Annotated in this window: 17 protein-coding genes; 11 read left to right on the plus strand and 6 right to left on the minus strand. The window is 63.0% G+C overall.

What is annotated here, in order from left to right:
- The first annotated feature begins 55 nt into the window (after positions 1-55).
- The 3 genes from pgm to LMTR21_RS04685 all read left to right on the plus strand — a co-directional run bounded on the left by pgm (position 56) and on the right by LMTR21_RS04685 (position 2,796).
- Entirely contained in the window at positions 56-1,696 is a 1,641-nt protein-coding gene (gene pgm, locus LMTR21_RS04675; RefSeq protein ID WP_065750951.1) for a phosphoglucomutase (alpha-D-glucose-1,6-bisphosphate-dependent), read from the plus strand.
- Between the two features lie 258 nt (positions 1,697-1,954).
- Positions 1,955-2,281: a hypothetical protein gene (locus LMTR21_RS04680; RefSeq protein WP_065750952.1), complete on the plus strand. Its 327-nt coding sequence runs from the start codon at positions 1,955-1,957 to the stop codon at positions 2,279-2,281.
- Between the two features lie 65 nt (positions 2,282-2,346).
- Positions 2,347-2,796, plus strand: coding sequence for a helix-turn-helix domain-containing protein (locus LMTR21_RS04685; protein WP_084030421.1), 450 nt, complete (start codon positions 2,347-2,349; stop codon positions 2,794-2,796).
- Positions 2,797-2,864: 68 nt separating this feature from the next.
- Here the strand turns inward: LMTR21_RS04685 and LMTR21_RS04690 are convergent, their stop codons facing one another.
- A complete protein-coding gene (locus LMTR21_RS04690) occupies positions 2,865-3,392 on the minus strand; it encodes a hypothetical protein (protein ID WP_065750954.1) in 528 nt (175 codons plus the stop codon).
- A 117-nt stretch (positions 3,393-3,509) separates the two neighbouring features.
- On the opposite strand from LMTR21_RS04690, the gene LMTR21_RS04695 reads away from it, so the two are divergent.
- Together LMTR21_RS04695 and LMTR21_RS04700 are read left to right on the plus strand one after the other, a co-directional pair.
- Complete coding sequence (locus LMTR21_RS04695; protein WP_065750955.1) at positions 3,510-4,850, plus strand: YcaO-like family protein; 1,341 nt, start codon at positions 3,510-3,512, stop codon at positions 4,848-4,850.
- A 34-nt stretch (positions 4,851-4,884) separates the two neighbouring features.
- Positions 4,885-6,987: a BTAD domain-containing putative transcriptional regulator gene (locus LMTR21_RS04700; protein WP_065750956.1), complete on the plus strand. Its 2,103-nt coding sequence runs from the start codon at positions 4,885-4,887 to the stop codon at positions 6,985-6,987.
- A gap of 148 nt (positions 6,988-7,135) precedes the next feature.
- On the opposite strand, the gene LMTR21_RS04705 is transcribed toward LMTR21_RS04700, so the two are convergent.
- Both LMTR21_RS04705 and LMTR21_RS04710 read right to left on the minus strand, forming a co-directional pair.
- Complete coding sequence (locus LMTR21_RS04705) at positions 7,136-7,546, minus strand: hypothetical protein (RefSeq protein ID WP_065750957.1); 411 nt, start codon at positions 7,544-7,546, stop codon at positions 7,136-7,138.
- A 42-nt stretch (positions 7,547-7,588) separates the two neighbouring features.
- Positions 7,589-9,115: a peroxidase family protein gene (locus tag LMTR21_RS04710; protein WP_065750958.1), complete on the minus strand. Its 1,527-nt coding sequence runs from the start codon at positions 9,113-9,115 to the stop codon at positions 7,589-7,591.
- A gap of 701 nt (positions 9,116-9,816) precedes the next feature.
- On the opposite strand from LMTR21_RS04710, the gene LMTR21_RS04715 reads away from it, so the two are divergent.
- From LMTR21_RS04715 to LMTR21_RS04725, 3 genes are all read left to right on the plus strand, one after another.
- Positions 9,817-10,692 carry a dihydrodipicolinate synthase family protein gene (locus LMTR21_RS04715; protein ID WP_065750959.1) on the plus strand — a complete coding sequence of 292 codons (876 nt, stop codon included), beginning with the start codon at positions 9,817-9,819 and terminating at the stop codon, positions 10,690-10,692.
- 147 nt (positions 10,693-10,839) lie between these two features.
- Positions 10,840-11,934, plus strand: coding sequence for a S1C family serine protease (locus LMTR21_RS04720; protein ID WP_065750960.1), 1,095 nt, complete (start codon positions 10,840-10,842; stop codon positions 11,932-11,934).
- A 155-nt stretch (positions 11,935-12,089) separates the two neighbouring features.
- Positions 12,090-14,414 (plus strand): xanthine dehydrogenase family protein molybdopterin-binding subunit, encoded by a 2,325-nt coding sequence (locus LMTR21_RS04725; protein WP_065750961.1) that lies wholly within the window; start codon positions 12,090-12,092, stop codon positions 14,412-14,414.
- A gap of 94 nt (positions 14,415-14,508) precedes the next feature.
- Here LMTR21_RS04725 and LMTR21_RS04730 read toward each other — a convergent pair whose 3' ends face one another.
- From LMTR21_RS04730 to LMTR21_RS04740, 3 genes are read right to left on the minus strand one after another with little or no spacing between them, the layout of a single operon-like run.
- The gene (locus LMTR21_RS04730) at positions 14,509-15,705 is read right to left on the minus strand and encodes an acyl-CoA dehydrogenase family protein (RefSeq protein WP_065750962.1); all 1,197 of its coding nucleotides are present in this window, start codon (positions 15,703-15,705) and stop codon (positions 14,509-14,511) included.
- 13 nt (positions 15,706-15,718) lie between these two features.
- A complete protein-coding gene (locus tag LMTR21_RS04735; RefSeq protein ID WP_065750963.1) occupies positions 15,719-16,852 on the minus strand; it encodes an acyl-CoA dehydrogenase family protein in 1,134 nt (377 codons plus the stop codon).
- 18 nt (positions 16,853-16,870) lie between these two features.
- On the minus strand, positions 16,871-17,719 hold the full coding sequence (locus LMTR21_RS04740; protein WP_065750964.1) for an enoyl-CoA hydratase: 849 nt from the start codon (positions 17,717-17,719) through the stop codon (positions 16,871-16,873).
- A 164-nt stretch (positions 17,720-17,883) separates the two neighbouring features.
- Between LMTR21_RS04740 and LMTR21_RS04745 the strand changes: the two genes are divergently transcribed.
- The 3 genes from LMTR21_RS04745 to LMTR21_RS04755 are packed head-to-tail and all read left to right on the plus strand — an operon-like array spanning position 17,884 to position 19,904.
- The gene (locus tag LMTR21_RS04745) at positions 17,884-18,492 is read left to right on the plus strand and encodes a LemA family protein (protein WP_065750965.1); all 609 of its coding nucleotides are present in this window, start codon (positions 17,884-17,886) and stop codon (positions 18,490-18,492) included.
- 9 nt (positions 18,493-18,501) lie between these two features.
- A complete protein-coding gene (locus LMTR21_RS04750; RefSeq protein ID WP_065750966.1) occupies positions 18,502-19,404 on the plus strand; it encodes a TPM domain-containing protein in 903 nt (300 codons plus the stop codon).
- 2 nt (positions 19,405-19,406) lie between these two features.
- On the plus strand, positions 19,407-19,904 hold the full coding sequence (locus LMTR21_RS04755; protein ID WP_065750967.1) for a TPM domain-containing protein: 498 nt from the start codon (positions 19,407-19,409) through the stop codon (positions 19,902-19,904).
- Positions 19,905-19,915 lie beyond the last annotated feature (11 nt).

Below are 19,915 nucleotides of genomic sequence, written 5' to 3' on the forward strand. Positions count from 1 at the left end.
CCCGCGCCATCGCTTGTACGTATAATCCGGCGAAACCACCACTCCGTGAGGTCATGTGACTGCCCCCAATCCTGCCGCCGGCAAGCCGGTCGATCCCGCCTCCCTCGTCAACGTGCCGCAATTGGTAACGGCCTATTTTGCGTCGAAGCCGGATCCGGCCGATCCCACCCAGCGCGTTGCGTTCGGAACTTCGGGCCATCGCGGGACATCGCTGAAGAACTCGTTCAACGAAAACCACATCCTGTCGACGACCCAGGCGATCTGCGATCACCGCCGCGAGACCGGGCTCACCGGCCCGCTGTTCATCGGCATCGATACCCATGCGCTGGCGGAGCCGGCGCTCGCTAGCGCGGTGGAGGTTTTTGCCGCCAACGGCGTCGACATCATGATCGACGAGCGCGGCGGCTACACGCCGACGCCGGTCATCTCGCATGCGATCCTGAGCTACAACAAGGGCCGAACGAGCGGGCTCGCCGACGGCGTCGTCATCACCCCCTCGCATAACCCGCCCGAAGACGGCGGCTACAAATATAATCCGCCGCATGGCGGTCCGGCCGATACCGACGTGACGGCCAAGGTCGAAAAGGCCGCCAACGCCTACATCGAAGCCGGCATGAAGGGCGTCGCGCGGATGCCGTATGCGCGCGCCCGCAAGGTGCCCACGACGCATCTGCACGATTATATCCGTCCCTATGTCGCCGATCTCGGCAATGCCGTGGACATGGCGCTGATCAAATCATCCGGCGTGAAAATCGGGATCGATCCATTGGGCGGCGCCGCCGTGCATTACTGGCAGCCGCTGATCGAGCACTACGGGATCAACGCGACCATCGTGAACGACGCCGTTGACCCGACGTTCCGTTTCATGACCGCGGACTGGGACGGAAAAATCCGGATGGATTGTTCCTCGCCGTTCGCGATGGCGAGCTTGATCCAGATGCGCGACAGGTTCGATGTCGCCTTCGCCAACGATACCGATGCCGACCGGCATGGCATCGTCACGCGCACGGGCGGGCTGATGAACCCGAACCATTTTCTTGCGGCAGCGATCGCCTATCTGTTCGAGCATCGGCCGCAATGGGGCAGCGACGCCGCGATCGGCAAGACCATTGTCTCCAGTTCGATCATCGATCGTGTCGCCAAAAAGTTGAACCGCAAGCTGGTCGAAACGCCGGTCGGTTTCAAATGGTTCGTCGAAGGCCTCGGCACCGGCGCGTTCGGTTTCGCGGGCGAGGAAAGCGCCGGCGCCTCGTTTCTCAAGCGCGACGGCTCGGTTTGGACGACCGACAAGGACGGCATGGTGATGGGGCTGCTCGCCGCCGAAATCCTCGGCCGCACCGGTCGCGGTCCGAGCCAGTTGTTTACCGGACTGACGGCCGAACTCGGCGTTCCCTTCTACGAGCGGATCGATGTGCCGGCGACACCCAAGCAGAAGAGCGCGCTGAAGGCGCTCGGGCCGGAGCAACTCGACATGCGCCAGCTTGCCGGTGAACCGGTCAGTGCGATACGGACCCGCGCGCCCGGCAACGACCAGTCGTTCGGCGGCATTAAGGTCGAGTCCGAAGCGGGATGGTTTGCCGCGCGGCCATCGGGCACCGAAGACGTCTACAAGATCTACGCAGAAAGCTTCCGGGATCAGAATCATCTGAAGACGATTCAGCAGGACGCCCAGCGCGCCATCGCGAAGGCTTTTTGAATTTCAGGTGAGAGCGGTCGGAAGTCGATATCCGGAAACGCCGAAATCAGGGCGCAGCGTAAGAATATTGCGCCCGGTCGCATCAGTTCGGCACAGTCTTGCCGATGGGACAGCGGAACTGAAGCTTAGGCGCCCGGCGACTTGCGATCACGCTGAAATCACGAAGGCCCGAGCAGTGTTAGGCTCGGGAGTTAGCTGGCCAGAAAGTCCGTCCCGAACAGGCGGTCTGTCAGCTATCGCGAGGTACCGGGGGATGAAATGAGTGCTGAATCGGTCGTCTACTATCTGAATCGCGTGCCTGAAAGCGATCCGAATGACCAAACCGAATGGCTTGTAACAGCGTTAGGACAATATACCGGCGCGGAACTGCGCGAACTGCTCTATGTGGCGGAAGAACCTGGCTTCTTTGAACTCATGCGCGGGCTGTTTGCGCTCTCGGACGAGAGCCGTGCTGCCCTGCAGCATTTTCTCGAGACCGGGCACCCTCCGGCCATGAAGGCGGGAATCGACGCGAAGGGACGGTTGACGATCGAGCACGTCACTGACGAGCAGCGCGTGAAACTGCTCCCTGGGATCGCGAATTAGCATCTGCATCTCCTTAGGGTTGTGCTAGGGTCTCCCAGCTTGAAACAGCCCGGGGGAGCCTGCCGATGGCGACGAGGAAATCTGGCCCGCTCGATGCGATGGTGGGCACCAGGATTCGTATGTTTCGGATCAACCGCGGCATGAGCCAAAGCCTGCTCGCGGAACGAATTGGCGTCACCTTTCAGCAAATCCAGAAATACGAGCGGGGCGTCAACCGGGTCGGCGCCAGCCGGTTGTCGCAGATCGCTTCCGTGCTGGGCATTTCGGTCGGCGAGTTGTTCGAATCTGTCGGACCTGGATCTTCCGGCTTGAATTCAGCGGCTCACTTGCTCGCCGAGCCGGGCGCCTTGCGCGTTCTCAAGGCCTATGGGCGCACGACCAGCCCGCGCGTCCGGCTTTGCATCGCGAAGCTGGTTGAAAGCATCGCCGATCGAGCGCCCGTGGCGAAGACCACGGTTGCCCTGCTGAATACTGTCGATCGCGATGAGCGGCGGAGGTTTCCTTCGCAGGGATAGTCTTCGTCAAGGAAAGACAAGCAGCGATCTCATGCCGCTCCGTTGGATTGGATGGTCCGATCGCCGAGTCAACCGGTCGCGCGAATCGCAAGCCGCTCCGGCGGCCTGCTGCCGGGAATGAATTCGCCGATCCAGTCGCGGCGCGTCGCCTCGATATGCCAGGACATTGCCTCGGCCGAATAGGGGGCCGGATCAGGAATGTCCTTGCGGATCTCCTTGCCGTCGAGCCAGCCGCAACTATGCGAGTAGCGCGCATTGCAGACGAGATGGATATCGCCGTGGTCCTGCAGCAGGACGTAGCCATCGGCCGGGAAAAACGTACCGGCAAGTTCGATCGCAGCGGGCAACTGACGTACCAACAGGAACGTGCTGGTGGATTGCTTTTCCGATTCGGAGACCAGCACGCCGACCAGGCTGTGAATTGGCGTTATCGACTGTGGTGCAACCAGCGCGAGAGGCTCCGTGATCGGGCCGGCCGTCGCAATCGAAAGATATTCGCCCTCAGGTCCCCAACGGCAGGCGATCAGCCATTCGCGGCTACGGCCACGAATCAAGGTCGGCTTGGCATAGTCCGATCGGGCAATATCTGCTGCCATGGCTATGACTAAGGCTTTCGCGAGCATAAGTTCCTCCAGGGCGAAGGCGGGGCTTGCCTTACGCCCTGAGTCTGCCCGTCAAGTCGTGAGGTCACCGTGAGCGGTACCGAAAATTCGATGCAAGAATTGTTTGCACGCGCGGCAGCGTTGCTTCTTGGCAACGAATCGGACGCGACCGGCGATCACGATGCCGAACGTGTGCTGCAGGCGCTGGAATATGGCGTTAAATCCAGTGGCGAGATTGATTCGGAGATCACGAATCGCGCCCATTTGTTGATCGCCGCCTCGCGGTTTTCGCGGGTGTTCGAATTGGCCGCGCCCGATGCGCCTGGCCTGATCAGCTTTGGTGCGCAATTCGATCCGGCGCTTGCCGATCCCTTGCATGACGGAAGCCCCATGGTCGGCGTTTCCGGCGTCGGTCTGACGTTGCAGGAAGCATTCCAGGGCTGCATCGGCGAGGGAATAGAATATCTCTCTCAATTGCAGACCGGTACCGACCTGTTGCTCAAGCCCGGCATCGACGATCGGGTTGGGAAACTCGGTCCGAAGGCACTGGAATTGGTCGCCGTGCTTTCAGAACGAAGCTTGCAACCGGAGCGGGTGCATTCCTGGTGTCGTGCAACGCGCGTAACCGATGGCGGCGAGGTGTTGCTGCCGGCTGATATCTGCCTGCGGCGTCCGCCGGCGCACCGCGACTTCGCGCCGCCATACCCCTTGAGCATCGGCTCGGCCGCGGGTCCGTCGCGGGACGCCGCGGCACTGCACGGCCTCCTGGAATTGATCGAACGCGATGCGGCCAGCCTGTGGTGGAGGGGCGGTCAGTTGCCGCGATCAATTCCGATGCAGCATAAAGCCGGCCTCGCGGCGGAAGAGTTGTTGCAGAAGCTTCGCAATGGCGCAGCGGTGCAGCGCCGGACATGGCTGCTCGATATCACGACGGATATCGGCGTGCCCTGCGTTGCGGCGGTCTCCTGCCGGTCGGATGGTTCGGGTTTTGCCTTCGGCCTCGCCGCGCGGCCGGCGCTCGAGGCTGCGGTCCGCTCCGCGATTGTGGAAATGTGTCAGCTCGAATTGGCCGACGCCATCGTCGCAACCAAACGCAGCGAGCGGGGTGACGGCGCGCTGAACGCACAGGACCGCATCCACCTGCAGCGCGCGGCCATCGATGCCGGCCAGTGCAAACTGCTGCAGCCGGTCGCAGAGCACGCGGCCCATCTGCCCCTTCCCGCAACTGAAGCGAGCGGCATATTTGGATTGATCGTGCAGCGTTTGGAAAAACTGGGAGTCGAGACGTTCTGTATCGCACTCACGCGCCCGCGCTTCGCCGTTCCGGTGGTCCGCGTGATTGCTCCCGGCCTGCAACTCGAGCCATCCGAAATCGTCACGGCCAGGCTGCAGGATGCGATAGCGCGAACCGGCGGCGGCGCAACCTATACCGGGGGTGTCGCTTTGATATAGACTGGCCGGTATTAGCCAACCGGTTCCCAGAAACATGCCGGCCATTGCCAACGCCATGACATCAGACAACGCCGCGGCGGCGCCCGAAAGCGCGCCGCGCCTGTCGGTATCGCTGGTCGGTCGGTTCGGCGTCCGGTTCAACGGCCGGGCGATCGAACTGCGAACCCGCAAGGCCGGCGCCGTCCTGAGCTACCTCGCGCTATCGGAGGCGAAGCAGGAGAGCCGCGAGCGGCTGGTCGGCCTGCTCTGGAGCCGTTCGGACGAGGAAAAAGCGCGGGCTTCGCTGCGTCAGGTCGTGCGCGAACTGCGGTCCACGCTGGAGGAGGCCGGCTATGACGGTTTCGTTGCGGAACGCCTGCTGGTCGGTCTCGACACCGGGCGAATCGAAGTCGACATCGAAAGCGTGATTCAACTCGCCGAAACCGGGCGCGTTCACCCGCTGCTGCTCGATACGCCGCAGCTCGACGGCCGGCTGCTCGAAGGGATGGATGATCTCGATCCCTCGTTCCGGGTCTGGGTGCTGGCCAAGCGACAGACCATCCATGAACGGCTGATGCGCAGTCTCGACGAAGGCCTGACCTCCGCGAGCGTGCCCGCCGAAGCCAAAAAAAGGATCGCGGCTGCGATCGTCAATCTCGATCCGACCCATGAATATGCCTGCCGCTATCTGATGCGGGCGCATGCGGAAGAAGGCGATACTGCCGGCGCGTTGCGCATCTACAAGTCGCTGTGGGATCTGCTGGATCGCGACTACGCGATGGAGCCGTCGTCGGCCACCGAAGAACTCGTCGCCAATATCAAACTCGGTATTCTGGAGCGCGCGCCGACCGATCGGGCCGCATCCGCGGCGAATGACGAATTCGCCGTCAGAATGATCAGGGGAACCGCCGTTCAGCCGCCAGTCCCGATGTCGCCGGCGGTCCATGCATCCGCCAAGACGCGCCTCGTGCTGCGGCCCTTTGCGATGCACGGCGTTGATGAGGATCACAGCCATCTGGTGCAGGGGTTCTCCCAGCATCTCGCCGCCTGTCTCGTGCGTTTCCGCGAATGGAGCGTGGTCGACCGTCCGCCGGCCACGGTGGTGCTTCCCGCGCCGGACTCCGCGCCGCAATACTGCATCGAGACCACGGCCTATCAGGCCGGTGCCGAAATCAATATCGTGATGGTGCTCCGGGACGACACCACGGGAATCTATATCTGGAGCGAAAGCTTCCGCCTCGGCCTCGGCAACTGGTTCGAAACGCAGCAGCGCATCATCCGCCGGATCGCGACGTCGTTGAACGTGCAACTGTCGACGGAGCGGCTGATGCGGCTCGCCGGCGAGCCGGACGTGTCGCTCGATCTGCACGACCGCTGGCTGCGCGGACAGAATCTCATGTCGAAATTCGACCCCGAAAGCTGGCGGCGGGCGGTTGCGATCTTCCGCGATGCGATCCGCGACAATCCGGGATTCTCACCCTGTTACAGCAGCCTGGTGCAGATGAACAACATCGAGCATCTCGTGCATCCCGGGATCTTTCGCGATCTCGACAAGGCCAAGGCGACGCTCGAGCTGGCGAAGACCGCCGTCCAACTGGACCCGGTCGATTCCAGGGCGCATCTGTGCTGCGGCTGGTCCTATGTGATGGCGCTTCGCGAGACGGAGGCTGCGCCGCACATGGCGCTCGCCTGCGAGCTCAATGACAATGATCCCTGGACGTTGCTGTCCAGCGCTCACTATGACGCGTTTTGCGGATCGATCGAGCAGGCGCGATTCAGGGCGGATCAGGCGCTGACGGTCTCACCGGCGCCTTCCTATCTCGAATGGGCCTATCACGGCACCATTCGCTTTCTGTGCGGCGACTATGAAGGCGCCCTCGAGGCCTGCGACCGCGCCAACAGTATCGTGCGGATCTTGCCGGCATGGCGGACGGCCACGTTGTTCTACCTCGGTGAGTTGGAAAGGGCGCGCGAAGAAGCGCAGCGCTTCGTCAACGGATTGCGCTCGTTCTGGGTAGGCACATCCGTTCCGACCGACGAGGCAGTGGTTCGGTGGGTCATGCAAGCTCACCCGATCAGCGTGAGCGAGCGACGGGAAACCCTTCGTCGAGGTTTGCTCGGCGCAGGGCTTCCTGTCGGAGATATCGCCCAGCTCTGACTAGCGCGAGATGACCTTCTTTGAAGCGTCATCTCGCTCTATTCTTCGATCCAGGCACGATCTCCGCGCAAACGCGTTTCGCGTTTGTCGCGCGCGGAAACCGATATTCACCTTGCGCGGACGCGATCCTTCGGGTCCGGATCATGCGCTAGGCGCAGAAGCTGATCGTGTAGTCGCCGATACGTTCGGCGTGCACCTTGAACTTTTCGGCTTCCGGAATTACCGGATCCATCCCGTTGAAGAGCCGCTTGTAGAACGGCGGAAGCGGATAGGTTGCGCCCGGCTTGCTGAGCTTCTCTTCGGAATCCGCGATTGCCACCGCAGGCGGCAGGCGCACGACGATCGTGTCCAGATGCTGCTCGACGAACTGTACCTTCGTGTAGCGATCCGGAACCGTCATGAACACCTGCGCCTTGGCGAGTTGCTCCTTGAATTCGTCGATGTTGGTCGGGATCGGATATTCGTTGTCGTCGTCGAGGTAGTTCTTGCCCGTCGACCAGGTCTTCACCAGATTGCCCCAGCGCTCATGATTGGTGACTTGCATTCTCTCGAGTGCCATCGTTCTTACTCCTCCGGGTTGCGTGAAGCGGAGAATCCCGCTTCACAAAAATGCGGGCACGGCCTGCCGCAGATCGGCAATCTCGGTGGTGAATTCCACCAGTTGAGCCATGTTCGAGATGTCTGGAATGTCCTGAAGTACGTTCGCCAGGTAAAATTCGCGGGAAATCCGATCCAGTTGATCGGAGAGCGGGCCGCCGGCCGGTTGCGGGTCGCTCGCGAGCGCCCCGAATATCACCTCCGATACGACGATCGAACCGAGCAGCCCGAGCTGCAGGCCCGCCGTCTGCTGCATCGCCTCGAACAGGACGAAGAACGGCAGCGGCGGATCGTTCGAAAGCGTCTCGACGTCCTCGTCCGTCAGCGCGCCGTAGGTCTGTGACGAGACGAGCCATTCGCGAAGCTGATCGACACGGTAGGCGCGGTCGGCAAGCAGGCGAGACATGGCGATCAAATGCGGCCGCCTGTCGCCGATCTCGGCAATCAATGCATCTACCGACCACATGCCGGCGACGCCGGCGCCGAGCAGGTCGCGATAGAGCAGGCCGACCCGTGCGGTTTCGTCGAATGGCGGAAAGATCTGGTCATTGCCCAGCCCATCGCTGAGATGAGGCCCGATGCGGCGGCTGAAGTTCGGCGTCGACCCGTTGATCTCGAAGAAGCGCGACCATTGCACCATCCAGGTCTCGTCGAGAGGCATGTTGCCTGGATCGTTCGCGGAGGTCTTTTCGAGGGTGTTGTTGAGATCGTGGAGCGACAGGTCGTTGATCTGGTACTCCGGTCGCACCATGGCATGACCGAAGCGGAACGCACCGTGCGAAAACTCGAACGGAATTTCCCAATCTGCGGGCGCTGGGCGGTCGGCTGAAGCGAGGCGGTCCATGAAGTGTGGGGAAGGCCCGCAATAGCTTGCGTAGATATCAGGATGAATCACCCGCCGCATCAGGTCGTTGCGGATGATGTTGTGATAGATGGCCGTCAATGCGCTGCGGGCGCACAGGAAGCGCTTGTAGGCTGCGCCGAACCGGCCGTTCGGCCCGGCAGTATCTTCCCGGCCGCGAATGATGTCGACGAGCCCGTTGTGCAAGAGTGCGAGCAGCGCCGTGAGCTGCGACATGACGGCATGATCGTCGTTGCGCGGATCGGCGACCAGCGCCTCGGTGAGTGCAATACGAACGCCCACAATGCTGCGGTCGATCCCCGTCACGTTCTCGGCCGGTGTCCGCGCGATGTCGCGGAACGGGCAGCCGCTCGCAGGCTCGTTCTCCTTCCAGCGCATTCGCCCGAGACGAAGCTTGGTGCGGCGGTCGTCGTTCGGCGCGTCGAGCGCATAGATGTGCGGCGATCCGACAGGGCCGCTGCCGTATAGCGTCTCCAGTCGAAGCGGCGTGCGGCGGGCGTTGGTTGTCCCGCGACCGAGTCCTCCCGCGACTGAAAGCGGAATCGCCGAGTGAACCAGATCATGCGCGATGAATTGCAGCAGATAGGTGTAGCCGGAGGGAATGAAGGGATTTTCCCAGCACTCCGCCGATCGAGCGTGATGTGGCGGCCATTTGATTGCAGCATCCATTCGCCGTGACAGGCGATGCATCAGGCCGCGAAGCTTTGCATGGTGCGCAGGCGAACAGAGCGGATCGACACCGAATGCGCGGAAGCGTTGTGAAGGCGCTGGTGTACCGAGGAAGTGACGAAAGCCTGGAGTATTCGCCGCTGAATCAGAGGCGCACGCTTTGAGCTCTGAAGTTCGGAGAGAGGATGCGTCAGCGACCTTCTGCACAGCCATCAAACCTGTCTCGCGCTTGGTCAAGGCCACGAGATTGCGAAGAAAGTCGTGAAATTATCGTGAGTGAAATCGTTAGAACCTGTGAACAAGTGTGGACATCTTTTTGCCGGCACCGCAGCCTAATACTGCGCAACGCAGCGCCTTCCGGCCATTCCCGGCAAGCGATGCGGTAGTGTGATCCGGCGTCTCGCAAGGGCGGCTGGCGTAGGCGCATGCGCGCGCGCGCGTGAAGCATCCTCGGCGCGATGTCGCGGCACAATGCTCGCGGTGGTCATTGCTGTTCCGAGCGCGAGCTGAGACCTAACGCTGAGAATCTCGTGCTTCCGGCGTCGAAGCAATCGACATCGAGGTACGCTGCCGGCGATCGATACCTGGCTGCGCGACTGCAAATGATCGGGACACGCTCGGCGTTTTCGGAAACGTTGCCTGGCCCGGCCGTTCCGGATAGCCATGGCGGAGAAAGTTTCCGCGCGAGGCATACTCTCACCATGGCTGATTTCCACGGCGTCTTTCCCTATCTGGTGTCACCCCTCGATGTATCAGGCGAAGTCAGCACCGATGTGCTGGGCCGACTGTGCGACGATCTCATCAAGGCGGGCGTGCACGGGCTGACGCCGCTTGGATCGACCGGCGAGTTCGCCTATCTCAACCAGGCGCAGCGCGCGAGCGTCGTGCAGGCAACGATCGAGGCGGCGAAGGGCCGCGTGCCGGTCATCGCCGGCGTCGCCTCGACGTCGACGGCGGACGCGGTGGCGCAGGCGAGGGCGCATCAGAAGCTCGGCGCCGATGGCATTCTCGCGATCATGGAGGCGTATTTTCCGATCGCGGATGCGCAGGTCGAATCCTATTTCCGCGCCATTGCCGACGCCGTCGATATTCCCGTCGTGATCTACACCAATCCGCAATTCCAGCGGTCCGATCTCACGCTCGATGTGATCCAACGGCTCGCGACCCATCCGCGCATCGGCTACATCAAGGATGCCTCCACCAATACCGGCCGCCTGCTGTCGATCATGAATCGCTGTGGCGACAGCATCAAGGTCTTCTCCGCGTCCGCCCATATTCCGGCGGCGGTGATGCTGATCGGCGGGCTAGGCTGGATGGCTGGGCCCGCCTGCATCATTCCGCGGCAGAGCGTCGAGCTTTATAACCTCTGCAAGGCGGCGCGCTGGGATCAGGCGATGGCGCTGCAACGCCGGCTCTGGCGTATCAACGAGGCCTTCGCACGGTTCAATCTCGCCGCCTGCATCAAGGCCGGACTCGAACTTCAGGGCTACCCGGTCGGCGACCCGGTCCCGCCGCAGGCGGCGTTGACGGCAGACCAGCGGAAGGTGGTCGAGGCCGCCCTGCGCGATCTGGCCTAGGAGACGGTCAGACCATATCTCCAACAGGGGCAGGAAACCACCGGCTGGCTGGAACGTTGCTTACGCGGTTCCGAACGGCTGATTAGGCCGGTTTGCTCGCGGCATCCATCCTTAGCACGCGGCAGCCCTGGCCAAGGGGAGTAATCGATGAACCGTCGCTTCGTGCTTCTTGCAGCCATTGTCGCAGGCGTGTTGGTGGCGCTAACCGTTTCCAACATCCGCTATAGTCCCTGGACCAACACGGTAGCTCGGACCGTCGACCAGCGCGGCCCGCTGGCCGATGCCGAAAGGGCGAATATCGAGCTGTTCGAACGGGTCTCGCCGTCGGTGGTTCAGGTCGCCGCACGCTCTGCCGCCGCCAACCCGCTGGCCGAGGATGAAGGCGGCGGCGCTGGCGCTGCCTCGGGTACCGGCTTCGTCTGGGACAATGACGGTCATGTCGTCACCAACAACCACGTCGTGCAGAACGGCAGCGAAGTTGCGGTTCGCTTTGCCTCGGGCGAGGTGGCGCAGGCCGAAATCATCGGCGTCGCGCCCAACTACGATCTCGCGGTGTTACGGATCAGGGGCGCACGCAAGCTGCCGCCGCCGGTGGCGCTGGGCAGTTCAAGCGAGCTCAAGGTCGGTCAATCGGCCTTTGCGATCGGTAATCCCTTCGGCCTCGATCAATCGCTGACCAGCGGCATCATCAGCGCGCTCAAGCGCCGGCTGCCGACCAGCAGCGGCCGCGAGATCACCAACGTGATCCAGACCGACACCGCGATCAATCCCGGCAATTCGGGAGGGCCCCTGCTGGATTCGGCAGGGCGGCTGATCGGCGTCAACACGGCGATCATCTCGCCGTCGGGGTCGAGCGCCGGCATCGGGTTCGCGGTGCCCGTCGATATCGTCAATCGCGTGGTGCCGGAGCTCATCAAGAACGGCCGCGTGCCGACGCCCGGGATCGGGATTGTCGCCGCCAGCGAGGCCGTTTCGACCAGGTTGGGCGTCGAAGGGGTGATCATCGTGCGCACCGCGCCCGGGAGCCCGGCCGAACGCGCCGGCATTCGCGGCGTTGATTTCAACTCGGGTGCGCTCGGCGACGTCATTGTCCAGGTTGACGGCAAGCCGGTGCACCGGCTTTCCGACCTGACCGACCAGATCGAGCAGGTGGGCGCCGGCAAGAGCATTCGCATCAGCCTGAAGCGCGACTCGCAGACGCGCGACATTACCATCGATATCGTCGATATCAGCCGCAGCTGATACTTCCTTTTTTGCAGCAGGATCATATCCGCCCGCGACACCCTCCGGTGCCGCGGGGCTTGGCGCATTTATTGCAGCGAATTGAATGAGTTGTCTCGGGCCGAAAAACCGCTAAAACCGCGCCCGATCCGACAAGAAGCTTTAAGGACAAACTGATGAACATTCTTCCCGGCAATATGCGTTTTGGTGCGGGCCAGCCGATCAAGCGTTTGGAAGACCAGAGACTGCTCACCGGGAAGGGACAGTTCATCGACGACAAGCCAGAGGAAGGGGCGCTGTGGCTCCATTTGCTGCGCTCGCCCCATGCCCATGCCAGGATCACCTCGATCGATACGGCTAATGCCGCCGCCATGCCCGGCGTTGCCGCCATCTACACCGGCGCGGACCTTATCAAGGACGATATCGGCACCCTCCCGACGCTCGCGATCTTCCAGCGGCCGGACGGCAAGCCAATGACGGTGCCGCCGCGGCGGCTACTTGCGCATGAAATCGTGCGCTATGCCGGCGAGGCCGTCGCTGCCGTGGTCGCAACATCGCGGGTGCAGGCACAGACGGCGGCCGAGGCGATTACCGTTGAATATGAGGTGCTGCCCTCCGTGGTCGATCCCGTCGAGGCGGTGAAGCCCGGCGCGCCGGTGGTATGGCCGGAAGCGCCCGACAACATCGTGGCTGCCATGAGCTACGGCGACGCGGCCAAGGTCGAAGAAGCCTTCGCCAATGCCGCGCACAAAGTCTCGCTCGATCTGGTCAGCCAGCGACTTGTTCCTTCCGCGATGGAGCCGCGCTCGACGATTGCCGAGATCGAGAAGAAGACCGGCCGTCTGATCCTGCACGTGCAATCGCAAACCCCCGGCTCGACCCGTGACCTGCTCGCGGAATCGATTCTGAAGCGGCCGAAGGACAGCATCCGCGTGCTGGTCGGCGATATCGGCGGCGGCTTCGGCCAGAAGACCAGCCTCTATCCTGAAGACGGCATCGTTGCTTATGCCGCGACCAAGCTGAACAAGAAGATCCGCTGGCGCGGCGATCGCACCGATGAGTTCGTCGGCGGCACCCATGGCCGCGATCTCACCTCGACCGGCGAATTCGCGCTCGACGCCAAGGGCCGCGTGCTGGCCTATCGGGTGCGCTCGATCGGCGGCACCGGAGCGTACTCGTCGGGGACCGCCAACATCATTCCGCTGGTGCTCGGCCCGTTCGTGCAGACCGGCGTCTACGATCTGCCGCTGGTGCATTTCGAGGTGAAGTCCGTGATGACCAACACGGCTCCGGTGGGCGCCTATCGCGGCGCCGGGCGGCCTGAAGCCGTGTTCATCGTCGAGCGGCTGATGGATGCCGCTGCCCGCCAGATCGGCATGGACCCACGTACCATCCGCAAGATGAACTACATCAAGCCGGCGCAACTCCCCTACACCAACGCCGTCGGCCAGGTGTACGATTCCGGCGCCTTCGCGCACATGCTGTCGCGCGCCGCGGAGCTTTCGGACTGGGACGGCTTTGCCGCGCGCAAGAAGGCGGCCAAGAAGAAGGGCCTGCTCTACGGACGCGGCCTCACCAGCTACATCGAATGGACCGGCGGGCGCGCGCACACCGAAAAGGTCAGCCTGCATGCGACCGCGGAAGGCCGCGTCATCCTGCATTCCGGCACTATGGCGATGGGGCAGGGGCTGCAGACCACCTACAGCCAGATGATCTCGGAATCGCTCGGCATTCCCCTGGACAAGATCGATGTCGTGCAGGGCGATACCGATCTCGCCACCGGCTTCGGTAGCGTCGGCTCACGCTCGCTGTTCGTCGGCGGCACGGCGGTGGCGGTATCGAGCAATGACATGATCCAGAAGGCGCGCGAGAAGGCGTCGAACGTGCTAGAGACCTCGGTCGGAGATATCGAATATCGCGACGGCTGGTTGACGGTGGTCGGCACCGACAGGCGCATCAGCCTGTTCGAGATCGCCAAGAACGAGGATGGCGCGCGGCTATCCGTCAATAGCGAAGGCGAGGTTGACGGGCCGAGCTGGCCGAACGGCACGCATATCTGCGAGGTCGAGATCGATCCCGAGACCGGCGTCAGCAAGGTGGTGCGCTACACCACCGTCGACGACGTCGGCATCGCCGTCAATCCGATGCTGGTGACCGGCCAGGTGCATGGCGGCGTTGCGCAGGGTATCGGGCAGGCGCTCTATGAAGGCGTTGCCTATAGCGAGGAAGGGCAGCTATTGACGGCGAGCTACCAGGACTACTGCGTCCCGCGCGCTGACGACATCCCGCCGATCGTCGTGACGTTGGATGATTCCGCGCCCTGCCGCACCAATCCATTGGGCGCCAAAGGCTGCGGCGAATCCGGCGCCATCGGCGGCCCGCCCTGCGTCACCAACGGCGTGATGGATGCGCTCAGCGAACTCGGCATCAAGCAGCTCAACACCCCGCTGACGCCGGCGAAGGTGTGGCAGGCGATCCGGGATGCGAGGGCGGCGGGGTAATCCACCGCCGTCATTCCGGGGCGCGTCGAAGACGCGAACCCGGAACCTCGAGGTTCCGGGTTCGATGCTTCGCATCGCCCCGGAACGACAGCAATCAAAGCCCCAACACCATCTTCGCCACGATCTCCCGCTGAATCTCCGACGAGCCGCCGAAGATCGTATACGCCCGCCCGTTGAGATGTTCCGGCACTACCGGCAGCAATTCCTCGGGGATTCCCGGCGTCTCGTTGAGCCGATACAGCGGCCGCACCGGCTCGACATAGAGGCCGTCATTGCCGATCACGTCGACGCCGAGCCGCGTCACCGCCTGGCGGATTTCGCTGTTGCGCAGTTTTAAGAGCGACGACACGGCGCCGGGATTTTGTCCGGTCTGCAATGCCGAGAGCACGCGCAATTCAGTCATCTCCAGCGTATCGATATCGACCTCGATCTCCGACATCCTGATCGCGATATCGGGATCGTCGATGGCGCGGCCGGTGACTTCGGATTCGGCAAGCTCCGAAATCGTCTTCAGCGCGTCGCGCAGCTTGGCCGAGGCGATGCCGGCGCCGCGTTCGAACTCGAGGAGATACTTGCCGTAGGTCCAGCCCTTGCCTTCCTCGCCGACGCGATTGGCGACGGGCACGCGCACGTCGTCGAAGAACACCTGGTTGACCTCGTGGTCGCCGCCGATGGTGAGGATCGGTCGCGTCGTGATGCCCGCGGTCTTCATGTCGATCAGGATGAAGGAGATGCCGTCCTGCTGCCGCTCGGTCTCGTTGGTACGCACCAGCGCGAACATCCGGTTGGCATGATGGGCGTGCGTGGTCCAGATCTTGGTGCCGTTGATGATGTAGTCGTCGCCGTCGCGCACGGCACGGGTTTTCAGCGAAGCGAGATCGGAACCGGAGCCCGGCTCGGAATAGCCCTGGCACCAGTAATCCTCGCCGGAGAGAATCCGCGGCAGATAAAAGTTCTTCTGCTCGGGCGAGCCGAAACCGATGATGACGGGGCCGACCATCTTGACGCCCATGACGTTCACATTGGGCACGCCGGCACGGGCGCATTCGGCCTCAAAAATCCAGCGCTGCGCCGGGGTCCAGTCCGGCCCGCCATGGTCCACCGGCCAGCCTGGCGCACCCCAGCCCTTTTTGTGCAGGGCGCGCTGCCAGGCCATGCCGATGTCGGGGTCGGAGAAGACCGACGGCGTCAGCGCGGTGGCGCGCTTCATCTCCGGCGTGAGGTTTGCTGCAATGAAGTCGCGGACTTCCTGCTCGAAGGCGCGCTCTTGTGTATTGAATGTAAGGTCCATGATGCGCTCCGGTTCAGGCCTGAACGGCACGGCCGCCGAGGACGGCGTGACGGCGGTAATGATGGGCGCTGCCGCCGAACAACGTGTCGAAGGCGAGCAGCCGCTTGAAATAGGAGCCGATGTCGAGCTCTTCGGTGACACCCATGGCGCCATGAAGCTGCACGGATTGCTCGGCGACGAAGCGCGCGCATTTGCCGATCTTGGCTTTCGTACCCGAGGCGGCACGGCCGCGCGCGACAGGTTCGGCATCGGCCATCAGCGCGGCGCGCAATGCCATCGAGCGCGCTTCGTCGCATTGCATCGCCATATCGGCAAGGCGATGGCGGATCACCTGATTGGCGGATAGCGGTCGCCCGAACTGTTTTCGTATCTTGGTATATTCCAGCGTCTGGTCGAGCAGTGTCTGCATGATACCGACCGCCTCTGCGCCGAGCGCGGCCATCGCGCGATCGACCACAGCTTCGATCGCGGGCAGTGCGTCGCTGCCATCGCCGAGCAGCGCGTCGGCGGGAAGCTGCACGCCGTTGAGATCGAGGTTGCAGGCCCGGCCGCCGCCAAGCCGAGGAAAGTCGCGCGAGGTAAGCCCGGCTGCGCCGCAGGGCATGAGGAAGAGGCAGAGCTTGGCGCCATCGTCGCGGGCGGAGACGATGATCTGCCCGGCGGCGTTACCGTCGAGTACGGCGGTCTTCTGTCCATCCAGACGCCAGCCGTCAGGCATCTTCTTTGCTGATGTCGCGACCTTGGCCAGATCGAAGCGCGCCTGGCGCTCCGAATGTGCGAACGCCAGGATCAGCGAACCGTCGGCGATTTTCGGCAGCAGCGCCTGCTTCTGCGCTTCCGTGCCGCATTCCGCGATCAGCGACGCGCCGATCACGACGGTGGAGAGATAGGGCTCGGAAACGAGACCCCGCCCGAACGCTTCCATCAGGATGCCGATCTCGACGGCGCCGCCACCGAGCCCGCCATGGGCTTCCGAAATCGGCAGCGCCAGCCAGCCGAGATCGGCGAACTGCTTCCAGATCTCGGCGCTGAAGCCGAGCGGATCGCTCGCGATCTTTCGGCGGTGATCGGCGATATAGGTCTCGCTGACAAAGCGGTCGGCACTTTCGCGCAGCAACCGCTGCTCGTCGCTCAAGGTGAGGTCCATCTGATCTTCTTTGCTTTTCTATTTCGCTTGGGCGGGTTTACGGACGGACGGGTGAAGGCCTGCCGGATCTACGATCATCCCGAACTCCTGCAGATTGTGCGCGTGGCAGAGCTGATGCAGCGCGAATGCCTGCTCGATCGCCGCGGGTTGCCCCATCACGTCGACCGAACGATTGACGGCTTCTTTTGTCAGCTTCAGCGCGAACGAAGGCTTGGCCGCGATCCGTTCAGCAAGCTTCATCACGAAGGCGGAGAGTTCATCCCGCGGCACCACGTGGTTGACCATGCCGAGTCGGTGCGCTTCCTCCGCGCTCCAGACGTCGGCGGTGAACAGCAATTCCTTGGCCTTGCGCGGGCCCAACTCCCAGGGATGCACGAACCATTCGACGCCGCAGACGCCCATGGCGACGACGGGATCGCAGAACTCGGCATCGTGGCTTGCGACAATGAGGTCGCAGGCCCAGGCCAGCATCAGCCCGCCGGCGATGCATTTGCCGTGCACCTCCGCAATCGTCGGCTTGGCGAGGTTGCGCCAGCGCCGGGTGATCTGCAGATAGATTTCCTGCTCGCGCGCGAAGCGGCCGTGGGCATTAGGCTCGGCGAATCCGCCCCAATTTCCAACCGGCGGAAAATCCACACCGGCAGTGTTCTTGGCCCCGGGGCGCAGATCATGCCCCGACGAAAAATGCAGGCCGTTACCGGCGAGGATAATGACCTTGACGGCATCGTCCTGCACCGCCTGGTCGAAGGCGGCGTTGAGGTCGTAGGTCATCTGCAGGTTTTGCGCGTTGCGCGCCTCGGGTCGGTTCATCACGATCCGCACTATTCGCGGGTCAGGCCGCTCCACGACGATGGTTTCGAACTCCATGGGCGCCCTCGCGTTTCCTTTTCGTTGGCGGTCATGTTGTTATTTCGGCAAATGATACGCAAGGGCCGTCGCCTGTAAAATTAGGCTGACGCGGCCTCGCGCCTGCATACCGGACGCAACTAATCTGCTATGGTGACGTTGGACTTTTCTTTGGGGAGAGTTCGATGCGCAGATTTTGGAGCGTGCTGGCGACCCTGTCGTGCCTGAGCCTGACCAATTGCGGCTACAACGCCATCCAGACCACTGACGAGCAGGTCAAGTCGGGCTGGTCGGAAGTGGTCAACCAGTATCAGCGCCGTGCTGATCTGGTGCCCAATCTCGTCAATTCCGTGAAGGGCTTTGCACAGCAGGAGAAGGACGTCCTGCTGGGTGTCACCAATGCCCGCGCCAAGGTCGGCAGCGTCCAGGCGACGCCAGAGGTATTGAACGACCCTGCTGCATTCCAGAAATTCCAGGCGGCCCAGGGCGAACTGTCGAGCGCTTTGTCGCGGCTGTTGGTCGTGACTGAGAACTATCCGCAGCTCAAGTCGGACGCGCTGTTCCGCGACCTGATGGCGCAACTCGAAGGTACTGAAAACCGCATCACGGTCGCGCGCAATCGCTACATCAAGGCGGTGCAGGACTATAACGTCGGCATCCGCACCTTTCCGAACAATCTGACGGCGATGGCATTCGGCTACAAGGAGAAGCCGAATTTCACGGTCGAGGACGAGAAGGCAATCTCGACCGCGCCAAAGGTGGACTTCAACCCGACGCCGGCGCCCGCGAAGTAGCGGACGAAAATGCGCGCGGCAAGAGCCTCTCTTCTTGCACTGCTGCTGTGCTGGGCCGCCGCGGCGCTGGCGCTTGTGGCGGTGCCGCCGCTGAGTGGCCGCGTCGTCGATCAGACCGGCACGCTCTCGGCCGGCGATACCGCCGCGCTGACGCAGACATTGCGGGATCTGGAGACGCGAAAGGGCAGCCAGATCGCGGTGCTGATCGTGCCGACGACGGACGGCGAGGCCATCGAGCAATTCGCGCTGCGGGTCGCGGAGGCCTGGAAGATCGGTCGCAAGAAGGTCGACGACGGCGCGCTGCTCGTCATCGCCAAGAACGACCGTCATTTGCGCATCGAGGTCGGTTACGGCCTCGAAGGGGCGCTGACCGACGCCACCACGAAGCGCATCATCGATGAAGACATCACGCCGAAATTCAAGGCCGGCGATTTCGCCGGTGGCGTCTCTGCCGGCGTGAACCGGATTGTCCGAGTCGCCGACGGCGAGAAATTGCCAGAGCCGGAGCCGCCGCACTGGCAGGGGTCAGGCCTGTCCAACTATATCGACCCGTTCAATCCCTTTTTCCTCGTCTTCGCTTTCATCATCGGCGGGGTGTTGAGGGCCTTGCTCGGCCGGTTCATCGGCGCGGCGGCAACCGGCGGCATTGTCGGGATGTTCGGCTGGTTCCTTGCAGGATCGCTGGTGGCCGCGATCCTCATCGGTTTTATCGCTTTTGTCGTGACCTTCCTCGTCCAGAACATGGGCGCCATGGGCCCAAGCGTGGGACGCCGCGGCAGGGACAATGGATGGGTCATGGGCGGCAGCGGCGGCTCATGGTCCGGCGGATCCAGCTCCAGCAATAGCGATAGTGGCAGTTTCAGCGGAGGCGGCGGCAGTTTCGGCGGCGGCGGTGCATCGGGGAGCTGGTAGCCATGAGCATCGGTCGTATCACCAGGCATCTTCTCCAGCATCACTGGCGCCGCCGGCGCGATTTCCCGCCGGCCCTCCTGGCGAGGATCGAACAGGCGATCAATGCGGGCGAAGCTACCCATTCCGGGCAGGTTCGTTTCGTGGTCGAAGGCGCGCTCGACGGCGCTCCGCTGTTTCGCAACCAGTCCGCGCGGGAGCGGGCGCTGGACGTGTTTTCGCATTTGCGGATCTGGGACACTGCCGACAACAACGGCGTGCTGATCTATCTCCTGCTTGCCGATCGCGATGTCGAAATTGTCGCCGATCGAGGTATCGACACAAAGGTCGGCGCCGCCGGCTGGGAGAAAATCTGCAAGGAGATGGAAGCGGATTTCCGGACAGGGAATTTCGAACGTGGCGTGATCAGGGGCATCGCGGCAGTGTCGCGCGAACTGACGGCGCATTTTCCAAGGACGGGCGGCGGGACGAACGAACTGCCGGATACGCCAGTGGTGCTGTAAAGCGCTACCAC

Source organism: Bradyrhizobium paxllaeri (genome assembly GCF_001693515.2).
Classification (GTDB): domain Bacteria; phylum Pseudomonadota; class Alphaproteobacteria; order Rhizobiales; family Xanthobacteraceae; genus Bradyrhizobium; species Bradyrhizobium paxllaeri.